Source organism: Nonomuraea sp. NPDC005501, assembly GCF_040605905.1.
Lineage (GTDB): Bacteria > Actinomycetota > Actinomycetes > Streptosporangiales > Streptosporangiaceae > Nonomuraea.
On the sequence record NZ_JBEXDT010000131.1, the window covers coordinates 1 to 19,103 of the forward strand.

23 protein-coding genes, 2 tRNA genes and 1 pseudogene are annotated in these 19,103 nt (G+C 70.9%); 16 read left to right on the top strand and 10 right to left on the bottom strand.

Going from position 1 to position 19,103, the window contains the following annotated elements:
- Positions 1-32: 32 nt before the first annotated feature.
- Both ABZS51_RS38685 and ABZS51_RS38690 read right to left on the bottom strand, forming a co-directional pair.
- Positions 33-857 (bottom strand): SDR family oxidoreductase, encoded by an 825-nt coding sequence (locus ABZS51_RS38685; protein WP_355452136.1) that lies wholly within the window; start codon positions 855-857, stop codon positions 33-35.
- A 79-nt stretch (positions 858-936) separates the two neighbouring features.
- Entirely contained in the window at positions 937-1,563 is a 627-nt protein-coding gene (locus ABZS51_RS38690; RefSeq protein ID WP_355452139.1) for a TetR/AcrR family transcriptional regulator C-terminal domain-containing protein, read from the bottom strand.
- A 113-nt stretch (positions 1,564-1,676) separates the two neighbouring features.
- On the opposite strand from ABZS51_RS38690, the gene ABZS51_RS38695 reads away from it, so the two are divergent.
- The 5 genes and pseudogenes from ABZS51_RS38695 to ABZS51_RS38715 all read left to right on the top strand — a co-directional run.
- Positions 1,677-2,891 (top strand): cytochrome P450, encoded by a 1,215-nt coding sequence (locus ABZS51_RS38695; protein ID WP_355452142.1) that lies wholly within the window; start codon positions 1,677-1,679, stop codon positions 2,889-2,891.
- A 26-nt stretch (positions 2,892-2,917) separates the two neighbouring features.
- On the top strand, positions 2,918-3,118 hold the full coding sequence (locus tag ABZS51_RS38700) for a ferredoxin (RefSeq protein ID WP_355452145.1): 201 nt from the start codon (positions 2,918-2,920) through the stop codon (positions 3,116-3,118).
- 147 nt (positions 3,119-3,265) lie between these two features.
- Positions 3,266-4,429, top strand: coding sequence for a YncE family protein (locus tag ABZS51_RS38705; protein WP_355452147.1), 1,164 nt, complete (start codon positions 3,266-3,268; stop codon positions 4,427-4,429).
- 161 nt (positions 4,430-4,590) lie between these two features.
- Positions 4,591-5,172 carry a polysaccharide deacetylase family protein gene (locus ABZS51_RS38710; RefSeq protein ID WP_355452150.1) on the top strand — a complete coding sequence of 194 codons (582 nt, stop codon included), beginning with the start codon at positions 4,591-4,593 and terminating at the stop codon, positions 5,170-5,172.
- A 158-nt stretch (positions 5,173-5,330) separates the two neighbouring features.
- Positions 5,331-5,543, top strand: a pseudogene (locus ABZS51_RS38715) (hypothetical protein); the annotation flags it as partial.
- 59 nt (positions 5,544-5,602) lie between these two features.
- On the opposite strand, the gene ABZS51_RS38720 reads toward ABZS51_RS38715, so the two are convergent.
- Complete coding sequence (locus ABZS51_RS38720; protein WP_355452153.1) at positions 5,603-6,199, bottom strand: TetR/AcrR family transcriptional regulator; 597 nt, start codon at positions 6,197-6,199, stop codon at positions 5,603-5,605.
- Positions 6,200-6,345: 146 nt separating this feature from the next.
- On the opposite strand from ABZS51_RS38720, the gene ABZS51_RS38725 reads away from it, so the two are divergent.
- Positions 6,346-7,884 carry an MDR family MFS transporter gene (locus ABZS51_RS38725; RefSeq protein WP_355452156.1) on the top strand — a complete coding sequence of 513 codons (1,539 nt, stop codon included), beginning with the start codon at positions 6,346-6,348 and terminating at the stop codon, positions 7,882-7,884.
- A gap of 75 nt (positions 7,885-7,959) precedes the next feature.
- On the opposite strand, the gene ABZS51_RS38730 is transcribed toward ABZS51_RS38725, so the two are convergent.
- A complete protein-coding gene (locus ABZS51_RS38730; protein WP_355452159.1) occupies positions 7,960-8,256 on the bottom strand; it encodes a hypothetical protein in 297 nt (98 codons plus the stop codon).
- Between the two features lie 142 nt (positions 8,257-8,398).
- Positions 8,399-9,184, bottom strand: coding sequence for an alpha/beta hydrolase (locus tag ABZS51_RS38735; protein WP_355452162.1), 786 nt, complete (start codon positions 9,182-9,184; stop codon positions 8,399-8,401).
- 319 nt (positions 9,185-9,503) lie between these two features.
- Here ABZS51_RS38735 and ABZS51_RS38740 point away from each other — a divergent pair, with 319 nt between their 5' ends.
- Positions 9,504-10,955 carry an N-acetylmuramoyl-L-alanine amidase gene (locus ABZS51_RS38740; protein ID WP_355452165.1) on the top strand — a complete coding sequence of 484 codons (1,452 nt, stop codon included), beginning with the start codon at positions 9,504-9,506 and terminating at the stop codon, positions 10,953-10,955.
- Between the two features lie 33 nt (positions 10,956-10,988).
- Here ABZS51_RS38740 and ABZS51_RS38745 read toward each other — a convergent pair whose 3' ends face one another.
- Positions 10,989-11,549 carry an NUDIX hydrolase gene (locus tag ABZS51_RS38745; protein ID WP_355452168.1) on the bottom strand — a complete coding sequence of 187 codons (561 nt, stop codon included), beginning with the start codon at positions 11,547-11,549 and terminating at the stop codon, positions 10,989-10,991.
- Positions 11,550-11,774: 225 nt separating this feature from the next.
- Between ABZS51_RS38745 and ABZS51_RS38750 the strand changes: the two genes are divergently transcribed.
- Positions 11,775-12,788: a hypothetical protein gene (locus ABZS51_RS38750; protein ID WP_355452171.1), complete on the top strand. Its 1,014-nt coding sequence runs from the start codon at positions 11,775-11,777 to the stop codon at positions 12,786-12,788.
- 60 nt (positions 12,789-12,848) lie between these two features.
- Here the strand turns inward: ABZS51_RS38750 and ABZS51_RS38755 are convergent, their stop codons facing one another.
- The 3 genes from ABZS51_RS38755 to ABZS51_RS38765 form a co-directional block, all read right to left on the bottom strand.
- Complete coding sequence (locus ABZS51_RS38755) at positions 12,849-13,592, bottom strand: ABC transporter permease (protein ID WP_355452175.1); 744 nt, start codon at positions 13,590-13,592, stop codon at positions 12,849-12,851.
- Positions 13,573-14,547: an ATP-binding cassette domain-containing protein gene (locus tag ABZS51_RS38760; protein WP_355452178.1), complete on the bottom strand. Its 975-nt coding sequence runs from the start codon at positions 14,545-14,547 to the stop codon at positions 13,573-13,575. Before ABZS51_RS38760 ends, ABZS51_RS38755 begins: the two co-directional genes overlap by 20 nt.
- 107 nt (positions 14,548-14,654) lie before the next feature.
- Positions 14,655-14,825 carry a hypothetical protein gene (locus tag ABZS51_RS38765; RefSeq protein WP_355452181.1) on the bottom strand — a complete coding sequence of 57 codons (171 nt, stop codon included), beginning with the start codon at positions 14,823-14,825 and terminating at the stop codon, positions 14,655-14,657.
- A gap of 4 nt (positions 14,826-14,829) precedes the next feature.
- Here ABZS51_RS38765 and ABZS51_RS38770 point away from each other — a divergent pair, with 4 nt between their 5' ends.
- From ABZS51_RS38770 to ABZS51_RS38805, 8 genes are all read left to right on the top strand, one after another.
- Positions 14,830-15,852: a GH25 family lysozyme gene (locus ABZS51_RS38770; RefSeq protein ID WP_355452184.1), complete on the top strand. Its 1,023-nt coding sequence runs from the start codon at positions 14,830-14,832 to the stop codon at positions 15,850-15,852.
- A gap of 55 nt (positions 15,853-15,907) precedes the next feature.
- A complete protein-coding gene (locus tag ABZS51_RS38775) occupies positions 15,908-16,435 on the top strand; it encodes an NlpC/P60 family protein (RefSeq protein ID WP_310707061.1) in 528 nt (175 codons plus the stop codon).
- Between the two features lie 82 nt (positions 16,436-16,517).
- Positions 16,518-16,721, top strand: coding sequence for a transposase (locus tag ABZS51_RS38780; protein ID WP_310707060.1), 204 nt, complete (start codon positions 16,518-16,520; stop codon positions 16,719-16,721).
- 79 nt (positions 16,722-16,800) lie between these two features.
- Positions 16,801-16,873, top strand: a tRNA-Thr gene (locus ABZS51_RS38785).
- Between the two features lie 415 nt (positions 16,874-17,288).
- Positions 17,289-17,362: transfer RNA gene (locus ABZS51_RS38790), tRNA-Met, on the top strand.
- A 70-nt stretch (positions 17,363-17,432) separates the two neighbouring features.
- On the top strand, positions 17,433-17,597 hold the full coding sequence (gene rpmG / locus ABZS51_RS38795; RefSeq protein WP_019632658.1) for a 50S ribosomal protein L33: 165 nt from the start codon (positions 17,433-17,435) through the stop codon (positions 17,595-17,597).
- Between the two features lie 231 nt (positions 17,598-17,828).
- On the top strand, positions 17,829-18,278 hold the full coding sequence (locus tag ABZS51_RS38800) for a MaoC family dehydratase N-terminal domain-containing protein (RefSeq protein ID WP_355452188.1): 450 nt from the start codon (positions 17,829-17,831) through the stop codon (positions 18,276-18,278).
- On the top strand, positions 18,278-18,706 hold the full coding sequence (locus ABZS51_RS38805) for a MaoC family dehydratase (RefSeq protein ID WP_355452191.1): 429 nt from the start codon (positions 18,278-18,280) through the stop codon (positions 18,704-18,706). Before ABZS51_RS38800 ends, ABZS51_RS38805 begins: the two co-directional genes overlap by 1 nt.
- A 200-nt stretch (positions 18,707-18,906) precedes the next feature.
- Here the strand turns inward: ABZS51_RS38805 and ABZS51_RS38810 are convergent.
- Positions 18,907-19,103 (bottom strand): hypothetical protein (locus ABZS51_RS38810; protein ID WP_355452194.1); only part of this gene is annotated, 197 nt, incomplete at its 5' end.

Consider the following 19,103-nt stretch of genomic DNA (forward strand, 5'->3'; position numbering starts at 1 on the left):
CGGCGGGCCCACGCGGGCCCGCCGGCGGCCGTTCAGGCGGTGTCGCCGCCGTCGGCGAGCAGCGTGCTGCCGGTCATGAAGGCCGACAGGTCCGACGCGCAGAACAGCACGACGCGCGCGATGTCGTCAGGAACGCCGACCCGGCCGACGGGACCGTTCAGCATGAGGTCGGTCGGGGGGACGTCGGTCGGCGGGGCGTCGTCGCCGAGCGCGGCCGCGGCCGCCAGCATGTTGCCTTCCGTGGGGACATAACTCGGTGCGACGCCCAGCACGCGGATGCCGAGCGGAGCGAGTTCGAGGGCCAGCTCCCGGGTGAGACCGCGGGCGGCGTGCTTGGATCCGACGTAGGCGGCCAGGCCGGGGGCGCTGCCGCGGAAGCCGGCGGTCGAGATGATGTTCACGATGACACCGCCCGTGCCCCCGGCCGACATGCGCCGTGCCGCCTCACGAGCGCCCAGGAAGACGCCGCGCGCGTTCACGGCGAACACGTTGTCCCACGTCTCCTCGGTCATCTCCAGCACGGGGACGGCCGGGAAGACGCCGGCGTTGTTCACCCAGACGTCCAGGCCGCCGAGCTCGGCGAGCGCGCGGTCGGCCGCCGACGCCACGGACGCCGCGTCGGTGACGTCCATGGCGGCGCCGACCGCGCGCACGGCGTGGTGTTCCGCGATCTGCTTGGCGGCGGTCACGGCGAGCGCTTCGTCGATGTCGCCGATCAGGACGTCGGCTCCCGCCTCGGCCAGGCGCGAGGCGATGGCCTTGCCGAGCCCGCGACCGCCTCCGGTCACGACCGCACGCCGCCCGCGCAGGGAGACGAGCTCGGCCAGGGATTTGCCGGACACATCGGCAATGGACATGAATGGTCTCCTTCAGGGTGAAAGGGGATGGCGCCGGCCCTGGACCGGTGTGAACCGCGACTCGACTACCTGACGCGCCTCATCGCGCGCTGTCCTCGTCGCGCGTGTCGATGCGGTAGTACCCCTGCAGCAGGGGCCAGGTCATCTCGGCGATCTCGGTCGGGGTCCGGGAGCACCCGGCCTGGAGCCAGTCGATCGCCACGCCGATGAGGGCGCCGGCGGTGAACGAGGCCGTGACGTCATGCGGGATGCGCCGCAGGGGCTCGCCGGCGCCGGTGTGGACCAGGTGTTCACGGATGACGTCGGCGATCCGACGGCGCGTGTGCTCGACGACGCGCGCGCTGCCCTGCGGCCCCAGCAACGCGCGATACAGCCCGGCGTGCGCGGAGAGGCTGGCGAAGAACGCCGCCAGCGACCGGGTCGCCTCCTGCGCCAGGTCGGCCGAGTCGAAGGCGGGGGCGGGCAAGGACTCGATCAAGCCGTCGATCATCGCGGTGCAGGCGTCCTCGGCCAGCTCGTGCACGTCCCGGTAGTGGGCGTAGAAGGCGGAGCGGCTCACCCCGGCGCCTTCCGCGACGTCGGAGACGCTGATCCGGGCGAGGTCCTGCTCCTCGACCAGCTCGATCAGCGCGCGCGCCAGGGCTGAGCGGGTGCGGCGCACGCGCCGGTCACCCGACGGGGTATTGCTCGCTCTGGTGCCGGCCATGCCTGCCAGCATACCGAACGCCGACAGATGTAAGTTATCTTGCAGTTGTAGGCGAATGTGCCTGCCAGTGGCGAGACCCTTCCCCTTCACGATCGTTCACGAGGAGACGCCGAATGAGTGTCAATGAGCAGGTCCTGAGCTACCCGATTCCCGCCGACGCGGCACTGGAGCCGCCCGCGGAATGGGCCGAGCTGCGCGGCACGTGTCCGGTGGCTCACGTGAAGCTGCCCAGCGGTGACCAGGCGACGCTGCTGACCCGCTACGAGGACGTCAAGCAGGTGCTCGCCGATCCGCGCTTCAGCCGCCTGCTGAACGCGCCCGACGCCGCCCGGCTGTCGGCCACCGACGACGGCGGGCTGTTCAACAGCGAGATGGCGACGATCATCCCCGACAGCGGGGAGGAGCACCAGCACTGGCGGCGCCTGGTCGGCAAGTGGTTCACCGCCAAGCGCATGAACGCCCTGCGCCCCGTGATGACCCGGATCGCCGAGAACCTCATCGACGACATGGTCGAGAGCGGCGCCCCCGGCGACCTCAAGGCGTCCCTGGGCTTCCCGCTGCCGGTGTACGTCATCTGCGACATGCTCGGCGTTCCCGCCAGTGATCGGGACCGGTTCTCGTACTGGTCGGACACGCTGCTCAACCTCACCCGGTACGACAAGGCCGAGATCGAGGCCGCCCAGGCCGAGTTCTTCCAGTACATGTCCGACCTTCTGGCCGCCAAGCGCGCCGAGCCGGGCGAAGACCTGCTGAGCGAGCTGATCGCGGCCGGCGGCCCCGAGGACGGCGGCCTGTCGGACATCCAGATCCTGGTCACCGGCATGGCCCTGCTGGTCGCCGGGCACGAGACCACCGCCAACATGATCGGCAAGATGATCTCCATGCTGCTGGCCGACCGCAGCCGGTGGGAGGCGCTGCTGGCCGACCCGTCGCTGATCCGCACCACGGTGGAGGAGAGCCTGCGCATGGACGCCAACTCCGGCTTCGGCCTGCCGCGGTACCTCAAGGAGGAGACCGAGGTCAGCGGCACGGTCCTGCCCAAGGGCACCACCGTGATCTGCAGCATGGCCGCGGCCAACCGCGACGAGAGCGCCTTCGAGGCCGCCGACCGGATGGACCTGACCCGCAGTCCCAACCCGCACCTGTCGTTCGGCTCCGGCGCGCACTCCTGCCTGGGCCAGGCGCTGGCCCGCACCGAGCTGCAGGTCGTCCTGGAGGTGCTGCTGCGCAAGCTCCCGTCGCTGGAGCTGGCCGTGCCCGCCGAGGAGCTGGAGCGGGTGGAGGGGCTGGCCGTCGGCGGCCTGCGTACCGTCCCGGTCCGCTGGTGACCTGGATCGAGCAGGAGGAATCCCGGATGAAAGTCACTGTGGACGAGGCCAGATGCTGCGGCGCCGGCCAGTGCGTGCTGATCGCGCCGGAGGTGTTCGACCAGCGCGACGACGACGGCATCGTCATCCTGCTGGCGTCCGAGCCCGGCGCTGACCAGCACACCCAGGTCCGCGAGGCCGCCGCCGTCTGCCCCGGCGCCGCCATCCAGGTGACCGACCAGGCCTGACCATCAGCCGTCCGTGCCCCGCCCGGGACGTGGGCGGCTGAGGGTTCGACCCGGCGGGCGGACGATGCCATTCCCGGGCGCCGACCGTACGCGACCTTGACCCTCACCTCGGCGGACGTTGCCGAACACGTTTCTAGGCTGAGCCGCATGCGACTGCCGCGGATGTTGAGCATGCTGGGCGCGTTGTCCATCGCCGTGATCTCGTGCAGCGCGCCGGCCCAGCCGATGACGGCGCCCCCCGAGCCCGCGCCCCACCAGCCCGCGCCCCAGCGGCCGGCGCCCCAGCAGCACGCGCGGACATCTGCGCACAAGACGCCGGCGGACGTCTACGTCCACGACCGGCCCGGGATGCTCAGCCCCAAGGTCGAGGACCTGACACCGCGCGTGTACGTCCCCAACAGCGAGTCCGACACCGTGGACGTCATCGACCCGCGGACGTTCCGGGTCGTGCACCGCTACCGGGTGGGCAGCCTGCCGCAGCACGTCGTGCCCTCCTGGGACCTCAGGACGCTGTGGGTCAACGAGAACAAGGGCAACCGGCTCACCCCCATCGACCCGGTGACGGGCCGCCCCGGTAAGCCGGTGCCGGTGGAGGACCCGTACAACCTGTACTTCACCCCGGACGGCTCGTACGCGCTGATCATGGCCGAACGGCTCAACCGGCTCGACTTCCGCGACCCGCACACGATGCGCCTGATCCGCTCACTCCCCGTGCCGTGCAGGGGGATCAACCACGGCGACTTCACCGCCGACGGATCGGTGTTCCTGGCCAGTTGCGAGTTCTCCGGCCAGGTGGTGGCGATCGACTGGAACCGCCCGCGGGTGCTGAAGACGATCGACGTGCACGCGGGCAACATGCCGCAGGACGTCAAGCTCTCGCCCGACGGACGGCTCTTCTACGTCGCCGACATGATGGCCGACGGCGTGTGGATCATCGACGCCCGCACCTTCCGGCGGACAGGCTTCCTGCACACCGGCAACGGCGCCCATGGCCTGTACGTCAGCAGGGACTCGCGGTCCCTCTACGTCTCCAACAGGGGAGAGGGAACGGTCTCCGTCATCTCGTTCGCCAGGCGCAAGGTGGTCGACCGGTGGCGGATCCCGGGAGGCGGCTCACCCGACATGGGCGGGGTGTCGGCGGACGGCAAGCAGCTGTGGCTGTCCGGCAGGTACCACGGGGTCGTGTACGTCTTCTCCACCGAGACGGGCAAGCTGCTCCACACGATCAAGGTGGGCCGGGGACCGCACGGCCTGTGCGTCTATCCCCAGCCCGGACGCTACTCCCTCGGCCACACCGGAGTGTTCCGGTGATCGGCCGCCGCGGCTTCCTGGCCGCCGGTGGAGCGGCGGCCCTCTCCGCCTGCTCGACGCCTCGTCCTCCGACGGCTCAACCCTCCGGGAAACCGGCCGCCGGGGCGCCACAGCCGTCGTCCGCGAGGTCTGGCCCGTCCGGGCCCCGCCTGCCCGGCGAGGTGCTGCACGGTCCGCGTGACCGCCCGCTGGTCGCGCTCACCTTCCACGGGGCGGGGACGCCCGCGCTGACCGAGAAGGTGCTCGCGGCGATCGAACGGGAACACGCCCGTGCCACCGTCCTCGCCGTCGGCACCTGGCTGGACCGGCCGATCGCCGACCGCATCACCGGCGCGGGCCACGACCTGGGCAACCACACCATGCACCACCTGGACATCTCCGCGCTGCCCGCGGACCAGGCCCGCAGGGAGATCGAGGACTGCGCCGCCAGGCTGCACGCGCTGACCGGGACCGTCGGCTCGTGGTTCCGCCCGTCCGCGGCCCGCCGAGCCACGCCCCTGGTCCAGGAGCTGGCCCGCCGAGCCGGATACCTGACGTGCCTGTCCTACGACGTGGACTCCCGCGACTACCTGAACCCGGGCGCGCGGGCGATCACCGCCGACGTCCTGCGCGAGGTACGGCCCGGCAGCCTGGTCAGCCTGCACCTGGGCCACCCGGGGACACTGGCCGCGATCCCCCGCATCCTGGACGGCCTGCACCGCCGCGATCTGCGTGCGGTCACCGTCACCGACCTGCTCACCTGACCACCGGCGCTTCCCTGGTAGGCGCACCCCGCCGATCAGGAAGATCTTCGCGTGTTCGCCGTGTGCCGGGCGGGCCGGCGGCGTGATGATGCCGCATGCCGACCACGCGGGCCAAGGGCCGCATCCCGTCCGAAACAGGCCGTGACGGACGGCTGATCATGGCGGCGCGGGCGTTGCGGACCTTCGGGTACGGCTGCACCAGCGTGCTCCTGGCCGAGTTGCTCACCCAGGACGGCGACGCTCCGTGGCAGAGCGGACTGCTGCTGGCCGTGGCCTCCGCGGGCTCGGTGGTCGCCAGCCTGACGCTGGGACTGTTCGCCGACGCCTGGGGGCGGCGGCGGGCCCTGGCCGCGTGCGGCTGCCTGATGGCGGTCTCTGGCGCACGTACCGCAAGACTCCCGCGCCCGAGGGCTGAGAGCAGCACTGGGGGTCAGGCGGGACGTCGGCCGAACGGCTCGGCGATCTGCGTGAGTGCTTCCTCCGTGAGCTCGCGCAGCGTACGCGTCTCCTGCTCGGCGCACCACCATTGCGTGGCGACGCGCAGAGCGACCAGGAACGCGGCGGTCAGCATCTCCGGGCTGACGTCGCTCTGCTGCTCCCGGCCGGCCACCGCCTGACTCAGCTCGCGCTCCAGCCGGACCCTGTTCGCCAGTTGCCTGGCCAGGAGGGAAGGGTGGCGCATGGCCAGCCGGGTGCGCTGGTGCAGCTCACGGTCGGTGTTGCCGACCTCGTCGTACAGGCTCTCCAGCGCGCCGCGCAGCGCCTGCCAGGCGGAGCGGTCCGCGGGCTGTTCGTGCACGCGCTGCACCAGGGTGCCCAGGCGCTGCTCGTCGCCGTACAGCAGGGCGTCTTCCTTGCCGTCGAAGTAGTTCGAGAACGTCCGCCGGGAGATGTTCGCGGCGTCGGCGATGGCTTCGACCGTGACGTGGTCCAGGCCGTGCTCGACGGTGAGCCGCAGCGCGGCCTCGTGCACCGCCTGCCGGGTCTCGGCCTTCTTGCGCTCGCGCAACCCTGCTGTGCTGTCCATGATGCGGACAGCTTACCCAACAGGAATAATTGCTCAGTGCGCAAAGTTGCCGCATGTGCATGTATGGTGTCCCCGTTACCTCTCAGTCCTCAGATCGGAGGCTGCGCGTGAGCGCACAGCCGGCAGCGCCAACCGCGGCGGAGCCGATGACCCACCGTCAAGTCCTCGAAGCCCTCAGCGGCCTGTTGCTCGTCCTGTTCGTCGCGATGATCAGCGGCACCATCGTCTCGGTGGCGCTCCCGCAGATCATCGGAGCGCTGGAGGGCAGCCAGTCCCAGTACACGTGGGTCGTCACCGCATCGCTGCTGGCCTCGACCGCCTCGACGCCCATCTGGGGCAAGCTCGCCGACCTGTTCAACAAGAAGCTGCTGCTCCAGATCTCCATCACGATCTTCATGGTCAGCTCGCTGGCCTGCGGCTTCGCCCAGAACACCGGGCAGCTCATCGCCTTCCGCGCGATCCAGGGCCTGGGCATGGGCGCCCTGCAGATCCTCGTCCAGGTCGTCATCGCCGCCATGATCAGCCCGAAGGAGCGCGGCCGCTACAACGGCTACCTCGGCGCCGTCATGGCCGTGGCCACCGTCGGCGGCCCGCTTCTCGGCGGCCTCATCGCCGACACGTCCTGGCTCGGCTGGCGCTGGTGCTTCTTCATCGCCGTCCCGTTCGCCGTCGCCGCTCTGGCGCTGCTGGCCAAGACCCTGAACCTCCCGACCCAGCGCCGCGCGAACGTGAGCATCGACTACTGGGGCGCCACCCTCATCGCCGTCGGCGTCAGTGTTCTCCTCATCTGGGTCACCTTCGTCGGCAACGACTTCGACTGGCTGTCCTGGCAGACCGCGGCCATGGCCGGCGGCGGCGTGCTGGTGCTCGCGCTGGCCACCTGGATCGAGTCCAAGGTCAAGGAGCCGGTCGTCCCGCTGCACGTCATCAGCAGGCGGACGCCCGCCCTGGCCATCCTGGCCAGCCTCGCCGTCGGCATGGCCATGTTCGGCGGTGCGGTCTTCCTCGGCCAGTACTTCCAGATCGGCCGCGGCTACGGCCCCACCGCCGCCGGCCTGCTCACCATCCCGATGATGGCGGGCGTGCTGTTCTCCTCCACCATCAGCGGCAGGATGGTCTCGCGCACCGGCCAGACCAAGCCGTTCATCCTCGTCGGCCTGGTCATCCTGTTCCTGGGCTTCACCGGCCTGGCCACGATCGACCACGAGACCGCGCTGGTGCTGGTCTCCGCGTACATGCTCGCCGTCGGCATCGGCGTCGGCATGTCCATGCAGAACCTCGTCCTGGTCATCCAGAACACCGTCCCGCTGCGCGAGATCGGCGCCGCCAGCGGTGCGATCACGTTCTTCCGCTCGCTCGGCGGCACCGTGGGCGTCTCGGTGCTCGGCGCCGTCCTGGCCAACCGGGTCGCCTCCAACATCGCCGAAGGCCTGGCCAAGGCGGGCATCCCCACCGGCGGCGGCGCGGCGGGCGGCAGCCTCAACATCGCCGCGCTGCCCGAGCCGATCAAGGTGATCGTCCGGTCCGCCTACGGCGACGCCACCGGCCACATCTTCCTGATCTCGGCCGGGATCACCGTGGTCGGCCTGATCGCCGCGGCCTTCCTCAAGCCGGCCAAGCTGCGCGACAGCCTCGACCTGCCCGAGCAGGCCGCCACGCCGGAGCCCGCGACCACCACCGCCTGACCCGATCCGGAAGGCCGCGTCCCCGCATCGCCCGCGAGGACGCGGCCTTCCCTGTTCGTCAGGAGTCCCTGTTCGTCAGGGGTCCAGGCGGACGGTGACGGTCACGCGGCCCGCCTCGTCACGTCGGGCCACCGCATGCCCGGTGCGGTCGATCCCCTCCAACTCCAGCGATATCGGACCACCCTCGTCCAGGAAGTTGCGCCACCACACCTTGGCGTCGGGGAGCTGAACGCCGATCGTCACGGTGTCGGCCGCGCGCCGGAAGGCGACCGGTGTGCTGAAGGTACGTCCCGAGCGGCGTCCGGTGTAGGTGACGACCGTGAGATGCCCGCTGACCAGCCGGCCCCATCGAGGAGACGTGCGCAACGTCATGACACAGGAGTTGAAGCGGCCGATCGCTCGCTTCGGCAGCGGCCTCTGGAAGGGCACGGAACCTCCAAATGACGACGGTGTCTCTGACCGGCCAGCGTAGACCGGCACGTGGAGAGGCCCGTCCGCCGCCGGGGTGGGCCGCTCAGCGGAGGAAGTCCAGGAGGACCGGGACGATGGCCTCCGGGGTGGGGCCGTGGCCCTGGCCCGGGAGGATGCGTCGGCCGGCGTGGGGGAGGGCTGCCGCCACCGCGTCGGCGGCCTCCGGCATGCCGGGGAAGGTCCGGTCGCCCGAGTACACGATCGTGGGCACGGTGATCGAGGACCAGCGGCCGGTCCAGTCCGGGTCGACGTTGATGTCGTGGACGGCTGCGAGGTCGTAGGCGAGCGTCGGGGCGACGGCGACCATGTCCGCCCATCCGGGTGACTGGGCCATCCCGTCGACGGCCTCGGACGGGACGCCGATCACCGCGGTCAGGTTGTAGCGCATCGCCTCGTCGTTCTTGCCGGCGGCCAGCAAGGAGCGCAGCGTGTCCAGATGCTCGGCATGGTCGGCGCCGGCGAACAGCGGCGGCTCGTAGAGCGCCAGCGCGGTGACCCCGACGCCGGCGGTCGCGGCGGCCAGGGCCACGGTCGCGCCCGACGAGCTGCTGTAGAGGGTCGCGCTGCCCCCGGCTGCCTCGATCAGCGCGGCGACGTCCTCGACCTCTCGCTCCAGTGCCCACGGCGCGGTGTCGCCGGATCGGCCGCGTCCGCGCCTGTCGTAGTCGATCGCCGTGAAGCCCTCGGCGCCGAGCCGCCGCGCGACCTGCCCGGTGCTCGGGTCGATGCCGCGGTACTGGGTGGCCCCGCCGACGAAGACGATGGCGGGCCCGTCACCGTGGCGGTCGTAGTCGATGACCGTGCCGTCCTGCGAGGTGACTGTGCTCAAGATCGTGCCTTCCCTGCGTGATGGCGGTCGGATGATCGTTGGTCGGGCCCCCCTCCGGCGTGCCGGGTGGGCACACGGCAGGACAAGGCCGAGGTCAACGGTATGGGAGAGGGCTGACATTCTCTTCCGAGAGTCCGCGGGGGCGTCGCCGGCGCGCCTGAGGCATCCCCGTCCGCGGTTTCTGGACGTTTTCTGTGCGCGCTCCCATCACGCTTGTCCGCTAGCAGGAGCGTTTCGGGGGCTCGGTGAACACGGCGCCCGCCGAGGTACGTCCTCGGCGTCCGTGCGGGTCCCCGACGTAACGTTGAGGAGACACACGTTGAAGGCTCGACTCCGCCGTCCAGCCGCGCTGTTAGCGGGCGCGATCATCCCCCTCTCGCTTCTCACGGGGCAACCGGCCGGCGCCGCGAGCGCCGATCCCGTCGCCGACGCCTTCGCGCGGGCCTCCTCCGCGTACGAGGTGCCGCGCGATCTGCTGGTGTCCGTCGCGTACGCCGAGACCCACCTCGACGGGCACGACGGCAAGCCCAGCTCCTCGGGCGGCTACGGCGTGATGCACCTGGTCAGCAACCCCAAGGTGCACTCGCTGGAGCGGGCCGCCACGCTGACCGAGCAGTCCGTGTCCGCCCTCAAGTCCGACACCGCGGCCAACATCACGGGCGGCGCCGCCGTGCTGCGCGCCTACGCCGACGAGCTGGGGCTGGGCTCCGCCGCGCGCAAGGACCCCGCGAAGTGGTACTCCGCGGTGGCCAAGTACGGCAACTCCGCCTCGCCCGAGGTCGCCCGGCTGTACGCGGACACCGTGTACGAGATCATGGGCGACGGCGTCAGCGCCACCACGCCCGCCGGCGAGACCGTGAAGGTGGCGGCGCGCGGTGTGGAGCCCGACCGGGGCACGTACGCCAAGGTCCAGAAGCTGGGCGAGCAGGGCTCCACGCTCGCCGCGGCGGCCGTGGACTACCCGGGGGCCACCTGGGCGGCCGCCCACAGCTCCAACTACGCCGTGTCCGACCGTCCCAACAGCGACGCGATCGACCGGATCGTCATCCACGTGACGCAGGGCTCGTACGCCGGGACGATCTCATGGTTCCAGACCGGGCCCCGGCCGAACCCGACCTCCGCGCACTACGTCGTCCGCTCCTCCGACGGCGCCATCACGCAGATGGTCAGGGAGAAGGACCGGGCCTTCCACGCCGGCGACTACAACCGCCGGTCGGTCGGCATCGAGCACGAGGGCTACGTGGACAACGCGTCCTGGTTCACCGATGCGATGTACCGCTCCTCGGCCGCGCTGACGCGCAGCATCGCCGACCGCTACGGCATCCCGAAGGACCGCGCCCACATCATCGGGCACAGCGAGGTCCCCACCGCCGACCACACCGACCCGGGTCCGAACTGGAACTGGACGACGTACATGCGGTACGTCACCAACGGCGGCGGGGCCACGAACCCGCACACGCCCGAGTCGGTCTGCGGAACCGGCTACAAGGTGATCGACTCCGCGCCCCTCGGGACGGCGGGCAACGTCTACCTGCTCTACAACTCCACCAGCGGCAACAACTGCGTGGCCACGCTCAAGACGTCCTCGCTCGGCCAGGCCACGGCCACCAGCGCCTTCCTGGAGGTGCAGGGCAAGACCCGGGTCACCGACAGCGGCAACTTCTCGTACTACGCGGGGCCGGTCATCGCGGCGGCGGCCGACAAGTGCGTCAAGTGGGGAGGCAAGGCGGGCTCGTCCACCTACGAGAGCGGTTTCGAGCACTGCGGATAGCGGCTGAGAACGACGCGAAGGGTGCTGGCCGGTTCACCGGCCGGCACCCTTTTCCGTGCGGCCGGTTCGGGGGGTGGCCGGTCGACCGAGGAGGGCGCGGTGGGCGGTGAGCCACACCTGGCCGGCGCAGCGCCGTTCGACCTCCTCGGGCGCCAGCCACTCCGCCCCCGTGCTCTCCGACCCGGGAGGCGGCGCGGTGGGCGGCCCAGGCTCGGCGAGCCGGGCCTCGAACATCACCATGTACGTCAGGGGCGCGTAGCGGTAGCCGGCCGGAGGCGGGCCGGTCAGCTCTATGCGCTGCCAGGCGAACACCGACAGCCGCTCCGGCGGCAGCGCCAGGCCCGTCTCCTCGGCCAGTTCGCGGGAGGCGGCCTCGGCGGCCCGCTCGCCCGGGTCGAGGTGGCCGCCCGGGATGTCCCAGCCGCGCCCCTCGCGGCCGACGCGGGTCAGCAGCGTGCGGCCCGCGCCGTCGAGGACGAACGCGAAGGCGGAGGTGATCTGCTCCACCGGCGGCAGGCTCCGGATCAGCGCGACCTCCAGGCGGTGGGGCGCGGGGATCCACGGCACGGTGATGGTGGCGAGGACACGGGTCATTGGCTCATTCTCCACCGGCGGGCACCCTGGGGCGCCGATCTTCCCTTGCGTCACGCTGCGCGACATTTCGCATGAAACGGGCATGATGGAAGTGATTGTCGTTGTTATTGCGAAAGAAAGGGCGTTACAGCCTATATGCGTCGTCACATCGCGAAGTGGTGGACCGTAGCAGTTCCGGCGTTGGCGGTGGTCTCGCTGGCGCTCGGATGGGGACGCAGCCTGCCCATGGCCTTGGCAGTCCTGCTGGCCATCGTCCTGGCCGGAGCCGTGCTGGCCGCCGTTCACCACGCCGAGGTGATCGCGCACCGGGTCGGCGAGCCGTTCGGCTCGCTGGTCCTGGCGGTGGCTGTCACGGTGATCGAGGTGGCGCTGATCGTCAGCCTCATGCTCTCCGGAGGGGAGAAGACGGCGTCGCTCGCCCGCGACACCGTGTTCGCCGCCGTGATGATCACGTGTAACGGCATCGTGGGGCTGTCCCTGCTGGCCGGCACGTTGCGGCGGCGCGTCGCGGTGTTCAACGCCGAAGGGACCGGCGGGGCGCTGGCCACGGTCGCCACGCTGAGCACGCTCAGCCTGGTCCTGCCGTCGTTCACGACCAGCGCGCGCGGGCCCGCGTTCTCGTCGGCCCAGCTCGCGTTCGCGGCGGTGGTGTCGCTGGCGATGTACGGGCTGTTCGTGCTCACGCAGACCGTACGGCACCGCGACTACTTCCTCCCGGTCACCACGGAGACCAGGGAGGGGAAGGCGGAGGTCGCGGAGGTGGAGCACGCGCCGCGGCCGTCCGGGCGCACGGCGCTGGCCAGCCTCGGGCTGCTGCTGGTGGCCCTCGTGTCCGTCGTCGGCCTGGCCAAGGTGGAGTCGCCGGTCATCGAGCTGGCTGTGGCGAACGCCGGGCTGCCCCAGGCCGTCGTCGGCGTGGTGATCGCGCTGCTCGTGCTGCTGCCCGAGACGATCGCCGCGGTCAGGGCGGCCCGGCGCGGTCAGATCCAGATCAGCCTGAACCTGGCGCTGGGCTCCGCGATGGCCAGCATCGGCCTGACGATCCCGGCCATCGCGGTCATGTCCATCTGGCTGAAGGGGCCCCTGCTCCTCGGCCTGGGCGGCACGCACATGGTGCTGCTGGCGCTGACCGTGGCCGTCTCCACGCTCACCGTCGTCCCGGGGCGCGCCACGCTGCTGCAGAGCGGGGTGCACCTCGGGCTGTTCGCCGCGTTCCTCTTCCTGGCGGTCAGCCCCTGACGAACGGCCATCGGCCCGTGACACCTGGCGGCCGGCTCGTGACGCCTGCCGCCCGGGGTCTCAGACGCCCTTGCGCAGGGCCCGGTTGCCGGCGACGAGGCCGAGGACGGCCACCAGCGCAGCGGCCGCCGTGCCGTACAGGACCGAGGGGTGGGTGAGGTCGCCGGAGAAGAGGGCGCGCTGCGCGTCCACGACCTGCGTGACGGGGTTGACCTCGCCCACCGCCCGCAGCCAGGACGGCCCTCCGCTCATGGGCAGGAACACCCCGGACAGCAGCATCAGCGGGAACAACAACGCCTGGGTGACCAGGTAGAACAGGGTGCCGTCGGGCGCCGACCTGATGGCCAGCGTGTACGACAGCGAGCCCAGCCCCGTGGCGACCAGCAGCAGCATCGCGATCCCGGCCGGCGCCCCCGTGGGGTGGAGCCGGAACCCGAGCGGGAGCGCCAGGACGACGATGAGCAGGGCCTGGCAGAGCAGGACCACGGTGACCTTCATCGTCCTGCCGACGAGCATGGCCGTGCGGTTGAGCGGGGTGACCAGGAGGCGCTCCAGCGAGCCGCCGATCAGCTCCACCAGCATCGTGTAGCCGGAGGCCATCGGCCCGGTCAGGCACATCATCACGAGGATGCCCGGCACGAACCACTGCCAGGACGACCCGACCGCCCCGTCCAGCAGTGCCCCGTACAGGAACAGGAACAGCAGCGGCTGGCCCATCTCCAGCAGGAGCCCGGCCGGCTGCCGGAGCGCCGGGGTGACCTCGCGGCCGAAGACGATGGCGGTGTCACGCAGGAAGGTCTTCATCGGTGAGGCTTCTCCCGGTGAGAGTGAGGAACACGTCGTCGAGGGTGGGGCGGCCGGTCTCGGCGGTGACGGCCTTGACGCCCGCCTCCTCCAGCGCGCGCAGGTAGACGGGCAGGGCGGCGGGAGCTCCGGGGACGCGCAGGCGCACGGTCGTGCCGTCCACGGTGACAGCGTCGCCCGAGGTCCCGGGTGCGGCCATCGTGCGGGCGACGACCGCGGCCGTCGCCGCCTCGCCCTCGGTCCGGGTCGTGATCGTGATGTGGTCGCCGGCGAGGTCGTTCTTCAGCCGCTCGGCCGTGCCGTCGGCGATGATCCGGCCGCCGTCCACGATCACCACCCGCTCGGCCATGGTGTCGGCCTCCTCCAGGTAGTGCGTCGTCAGGAACAGGGTCATGCCGTACGCCTCGCGCACCCGCAGGATGTGCTCCCAGATGTCGGCGCGGCTCTTGGGGTCGAGACCGGTGGAGGGCTCGTCCAGGAAGAGCAGGGAGGGCCGGTGGACGAGCCCCAGGGCGATGTCGAGGCGGCGGCGCTGGCCGCCGGACAGCGTGCCCGGCCGGCGGCGGGCCAGGGCTCGCAGGCCGAGCAGGTCCAGCAGCTCGTCGGCGCGCCCGGCCGCCGTCGCGGTGGTCATGCCGTAGAAGCGGCCCTGGCTGACCAGCTCGTCGCGGACCTGGAAGTTCTCGCCGGCGCTGCTCTTCTGGCCGACGTACCCGATGTGGGCACGCACCCGGCCGGGGTCGCGGACGACGTCGTGGCCGGCGACGACGGCGGTGCCGGAGGTCGGGGGCAGCAGGGTGGTGAGCATGCGCAGCGTCGTGGACTTGCCGGCGCCGTTCGGGCCGAGGACGGCGACCAGCCGGCCGGCCTCCACGTCGAGGTCGATGCCGCGTACGGCGCGGACGGTCTCCTTCTTCACCGTGAAGTCTCGGGTCAATCCCCGGGTATGGATCATGCTGTGGCTCCTCTGAGCATGGCGGGGAGACCCCGGGCGGGGTCGGTCTGGGAATCCAGGACATCTTGCGGCCGCATGTCCCTTTCCGGCAAACGTGAAACGCATGTTCATATACGGCGCTGACCTGCGGAGATGATGTCGTGAACACGCGCTTGATATGAGGTCTTTTCGGTCATTGAGCTGCGATTTCTAGAAATAAGGACATTTTTCGGAGAAAGCGCTTTGATAACGGTGAACTGAATCGCCTTGCGGGCCCGTACGGGCTCCACGATGATCACCGGCGTGAATCGTCTGTTGGGGGCCGCGCTCGCGGCCGTGATGGCCGGCGCCCTGAGCGCGTCCGGCGGCGCCGCCGCCGCGGCGGACGGCGCGATCGCCGGGGTGGACGTGAGCAACTGGACCGGCGAGGTCGACTGGAGCACCGTCGTGTCCGGCGGCGGGAAGTTCGCCTTCGTCCAGGCGACCGAGGGCGTCGACTACCGCAACCCGCGCTTCGACGCGCAGTACGACGGCGCCGCGGCGGCCGGCCTGGCCCGCGGCGCGTACCACTTCGCCCAGCCGCACGAGTCCGACGGCGCGACGCAGGCGGCCTTCTTCCTGCTCAACGGCGGCGCCTGGAGGTCGGATGGGTGGACGCTGCCCGGCGTGCTGGACCTGGAGGACAACCCGTACAAGGACCGCAACGGCAAGGACACCTGCTACGGCCTGTCGCCCGCCGACATGGTGACCTGGATCAAGGGGTTCACGGGGAGGTACCTGCGGGAGACCGGCCGCCGGGCGATCATCTACACGACCGTGAGCTGGTGGCGGACCTGCACGGGCGACTCCGCCGCGTTCAAGGCCAACCCGCTGTGGCTGGCGCGCTGGGGGGCCGACCCGGGCGAGCTGCCCAAGGGGTGGAAGCGGCACACGTTCTGGCAGTCGGCCGAGAAGGGGACGCTGCCGGGCGGGCAGAACTCCTTCAACGGCACCCAGGACGAGCTGGACGACCTGGCCAACCCGCCGGCCGAGATCACGGTCGCGGGAGCGGCCAGGGACAGGAGGCACTACACGGTCACGGTGTCCAACACGGGGCCGCACCCGGTGACGCGCATCAAGGTCTCCGGCCGCGCGTACGGCGGACAGCGCGTGGTGGCGGCGCCCGGCTGCTCGTTCAGCGGCACGGCGGTGCGCTGCGAGATCGCCGAGCTGCGGCGGGGGCAGAAGGCCACGCTGACCTTCACCACCAGGCCCCGGTCGGCCAAGGGCACTGTCGGACTGCGGTTCGAGGTCGGGTCCGTACGGCTCACGCTGAGCGCCTCGTGAGCTGATAAGGCAGTATCTGTCCAGAGCAGACCTTTTTGGCCGGAGGGAGCCCTGGGTGTCGGTGAGGCGGCGGCTCGCGCTCGTGACGGCGCTCCTCCTGCTGACCGCGACCGCGTCCGTGCCGCTCATGCCGTACGTGCAGCCCGAGATCGTGCGGATCGCGCTCCGGATCGAGGGACAGCGCATCGCCTACTCGTGGGGCGGCGGCCACGGCGCCGAGCCGGGTCCGTCGAAGGGCACGTGCGCCGGTTACCGGGGGAGCATCCTGCCGTGCCCGGCCGAGCGGACTCGCGGGCTGGACTGCTCGGGGTTCGCCCGATGGGTGTACGCGCAGGCGCACGGCGAGGACGTGCTGGGGCCGGGCACCACCAACGACCAGGTGCGCCGGATGCGCCGGGTCGGCTCGGCCGCGCCCGGGGACCTCGTCTTCTTCGGCAGGGCCACGCGGAAGGGCCTCGACACCCACCATGTCGGGATCTATCTGGGCGACGGAAAGATGATCAACGCGCCCGAGACGGGGGCGTTCGTCCGCGTGGACTCCATCTCCCGGCTCAAGGACTTCGCCGGCTTCTACCGGCTCTGACGCCGTCCGGACCTGCTTGGTAGGGGTGTAACGACAGTCGCCTGCCGAAAAATGAGAGACCGGAGGGCTAATCTGTGCCGCTATGGACAGGCGATGGGTCGGGCCCGACGGCTATGAGATCGTTCCGGGGCTGCGCGAGGGGCGGCAGGTGCTGCGGGTGTGCCGTCAGGGGCAGGTCGTCGCCGACTGCTTCTCCGTCGCCGAGGTGGCCGCGTTCGTCGACCTGGCCGATCTCTGCGAGGTCGTCAGCCTGCGGCCACGGCGGGGCTTCGAGGCCGTCGGCTAGCGCGACCTGCGCGGCCTCGACGAGTTCGCATCATCGCTGAGGGCCGTGTATGGTTACACCTGTCCGCAGCGCCGGACAGGCCCCTATAGCTCAGTCGGCAGAGCGTCTCCATGGTAAGGAGAAGGTCAACGGTTCGATTCCGTTTGGGGGCTCGCAGCACGAGCAGACAGTACGCCCGACCCGCAGGAACGCGGAGTCGGGCGTTTCTCGTTGTGCCGCCTTTTCCGGCCCCGCGCACCGACCACCAGCCACCCGCGCACCCACCACCGGCCACCCACCACCGGCCACCGGTCCTTGGAAGGGCCGGGAAGGCGGGAAGAGGTCGCGCGGCCGGGGCCCCGCTGCTACGCTGACGCGCACTCCGCGCGGCCAGTGAGCCCGCCGCCCCTCCAGCCCCGCCGGAGCGATCGGCCGGTCCCCGGAATGCGGGAACGGGCCCCTGACGTTGATTTCGTCAGAGTGGTGTTCCTGAGGCATACTGGGAGCACTCACCCGATCAGGCGAAGTACATATGTGCTTCACGGGTCGGGTATCCTCGACGGGCCGGGTCGTTTCATCCGGCTCAAAGGCGGAGTAGCTCAGTCAGGCAGAGCAAACGGCTCATAATCGTTGTGTCGCCGGTTCAAGTCCGGCCTCCGCTACTGCCCCTCCCCAGGTCGCCGACCTGGGCTTGGGCATGTCCTAGTCCCGAACGTAGAAAGGCACTCCCACGTGGCTGCCACCGACGTTAGGCCGAAGATCACGCTGGCCTGCCAGGAGTGCAAGCACCGCAACTACATCACGCGGAAGAACCGGCGCAACGACCCGGATCGGCTTGAGCTGAAGAAGTACTGCCCCAACTGCCGCTGCCACCGCGCGCACCGCGAGACCCGCTAGCTCTTCCGAGCGCGGCTCGCCCGGCAGCACTGCCTGGCCACACGCACCACACAACCGGCGCCCCGGATCGAGGCGCCGGTTTGTCGTGTTCGCCCACCGGTGTCGCTCCGCCCGGTGGCCTGATCCCTCGGCAAAATCCCGGGAAAGCGGCGACGACAGCCGAACCTTGTTCTGTTAGCGTCTGGCTCGACGGCGCAGCCCATGCGGGGGAGCCGATGCGAGGGAGCACAGATGGCCTTGAACCGTGACTTCGTCGGGCGCACGTACGCGTCCAGCGCCCCGTACGAGGTCAGCCGGGTGAAGATCAGGGAGTTCGCGGCCGCCATCGGCGACGGCAACCCCATCTACCGGGACAAGGAGGCCGCGCGGGCGGCCGGCCACCCCGACGTCGTCGCACCGCCGACGTTCCCCATCGTGTTCAGTCTCCAGGGCGGCAGCGAGGCGCTGGTGGACCCCGAGCTCGGCCTGAACATCGCGATGGTCGTCCACGGCGAGCAGAGGTTCGAGTACATCCGTCCGATCTACGCGGGCGACGAGCTGGTCACCAGCTCCACGATCACCGACATCCGCAGCGCCGGCCGCAACGAGCTGATGACCATCCGCAGCGAGGTCACCACCGTGTCCGGTGAGGCGGTCTGCACCACGTACAACACGATCGTCGAGCGGGGAGGTGCGGCCTGATGACCGCGACGGTGAAGTACGACGAGGTCGAGGTGGGCCGGGAGCTCCCGGCCGTCGACTACCCGGTGCGGCGGGTCAACCTGGTCATGTACGCGGGCGCGTCGGGCGACTACAACCCCATCCACTGGAACGAGCGCTTCGCCAAGGTGGTCGGGCTGCCCGACGTCATCGCGCACGGCATGTACACCATGGCGCAGGCCGGCCGCTTCGTCACCGACTGGGCCGGGGATCCGGCGGCGGTGGTCGACTACGGGGTGCGGTTCTCCTCGATGGTGGTGGTGCCCGACGACGACGAGGGCGCCACGATCACGGTCAGTGGCGTGGTGGAGGAGAAGCTGGAGGACCGGCGCGTGGTCGTCGGCCTGACGGCCCGCTCGGGCGACGCCAGGGTGCTGTCCAAGGCGCGCGCCGTCGTCCAGCTCGCCTGAGCCGTGGCCGCCTGACCGTGGCCGCCTGAGCCCCGCCCGTCCGACCCTCCGCACCCTCCGCTCGTCCGGCCCTCCGCGTCCGACCCTCCGCTCCGTGCTCCTCCTGCGGCGAGATCGCCGCCACACCGGCTCCACACCGGCGCTCCGTACATTCGAGTACGCCAAGCGATCAAGGAGAACGGAGCCAACAGCATGCCGACTCAGACCGTGGAAGTACCGCAGTTCACGCTGGCCGCGAACGCGACGCCGGCCGTCACGACCGACGCGCAGCACGAGCGCGCCTGGTACCCGCCCTTCGCGTCCCCCCGCGCCGAGTAACGCGAGGACGGGCGGCCGGCGGCGGGCCCGCCCGCCGTGGCCACCCCGATGTCCACCCGCCCCCGCACCACACCCGTCT

Excerpts from the sequence above, each read along its gene's own strand:
- ABZS51_RS38685 (WP_355452136.1), bottom strand. The coding sequence starts at position 857 with ATGTCCATTGCCGATGTGTCCGGCAAATCCCTGGCCGAGCTCGTCTCC.
- ABZS51_RS38690 (WP_355452139.1), bottom strand. The coding sequence starts at position 1,563 with ATGGCCGGCACCAGAGCGAGCAATACCCCGTCGGGTGACCGGCGCGTG.
- ABZS51_RS38695 (WP_355452142.1), top strand. The coding sequence starts at position 1,677 with ATGAGTGTCAATGAGCAGGTCCTGAGCTACCCGATTCCCGCCGACGCG.
- ABZS51_RS38700 (WP_355452145.1), top strand. The coding sequence starts at position 2,918 with ATGAAAGTCACTGTGGACGAGGCCAGATGCTGCGGCGCCGGCCAGTGC.
- ABZS51_RS38705 (WP_355452147.1), top strand. The coding sequence starts at position 3,266 with ATGCGACTGCCGCGGATGTTGAGCATGCTGGGCGCGTTGTCCATCGCC.
- ABZS51_RS38720 (WP_355452153.1), bottom strand. The coding sequence starts at position 6,199 with ATGGACAGCACAGCAGGGTTGCGCGAGCGCAAGAAGGCCGAGACCCGG.
- ABZS51_RS38725 (WP_355452156.1), top strand. The coding sequence starts at position 6,346 with ATGACCCACCGTCAAGTCCTCGAAGCCCTCAGCGGCCTGTTGCTCGTC.
- ABZS51_RS38730 (WP_355452159.1), bottom strand. The coding sequence starts at position 8,256 with ATGACGTTGCGCACGTCTCCTCGATGGGGCCGGCTGGTCAGCGGGCAT.
- ABZS51_RS38745 (WP_355452168.1), bottom strand. The coding sequence starts at position 11,549 with ATGACCCGTGTCCTCGCCACCATCACCGTGCCGTGGATCCCCGCGCCC.
- ABZS51_RS38750 (WP_355452171.1), top strand. The coding sequence starts at position 11,775 with ATGGCCTTGGCAGTCCTGCTGGCCATCGTCCTGGCCGGAGCCGTGCTG.
- ABZS51_RS38755 (WP_355452175.1), bottom strand. The coding sequence starts at position 13,592 with ATGAAGACCTTCCTGCGTGACACCGCCATCGTCTTCGGCCGCGAGGTC.
- ABZS51_RS38760 (WP_355452178.1), bottom strand. The coding sequence starts at position 14,547 with ATGATCCATACCCGGGGATTGACCCGAGACTTCACGGTGAAGAAGGAG.
- ABZS51_RS38780 (WP_310707060.1), top strand. The coding sequence starts at position 16,518 with ATGGACAGGCGATGGGTCGGGCCCGACGGCTATGAGATCGTTCCGGGG.
- ABZS51_RS38800 (WP_355452188.1), top strand. The coding sequence starts at position 17,829 with ATGGCCTTGAACCGTGACTTCGTCGGGCGCACGTACGCGTCCAGCGCC.
- ABZS51_RS38805 (WP_355452191.1), top strand. The coding sequence starts at position 18,278 with ATGACCGCGACGGTGAAGTACGACGAGGTCGAGGTGGGCCGGGAGCTC.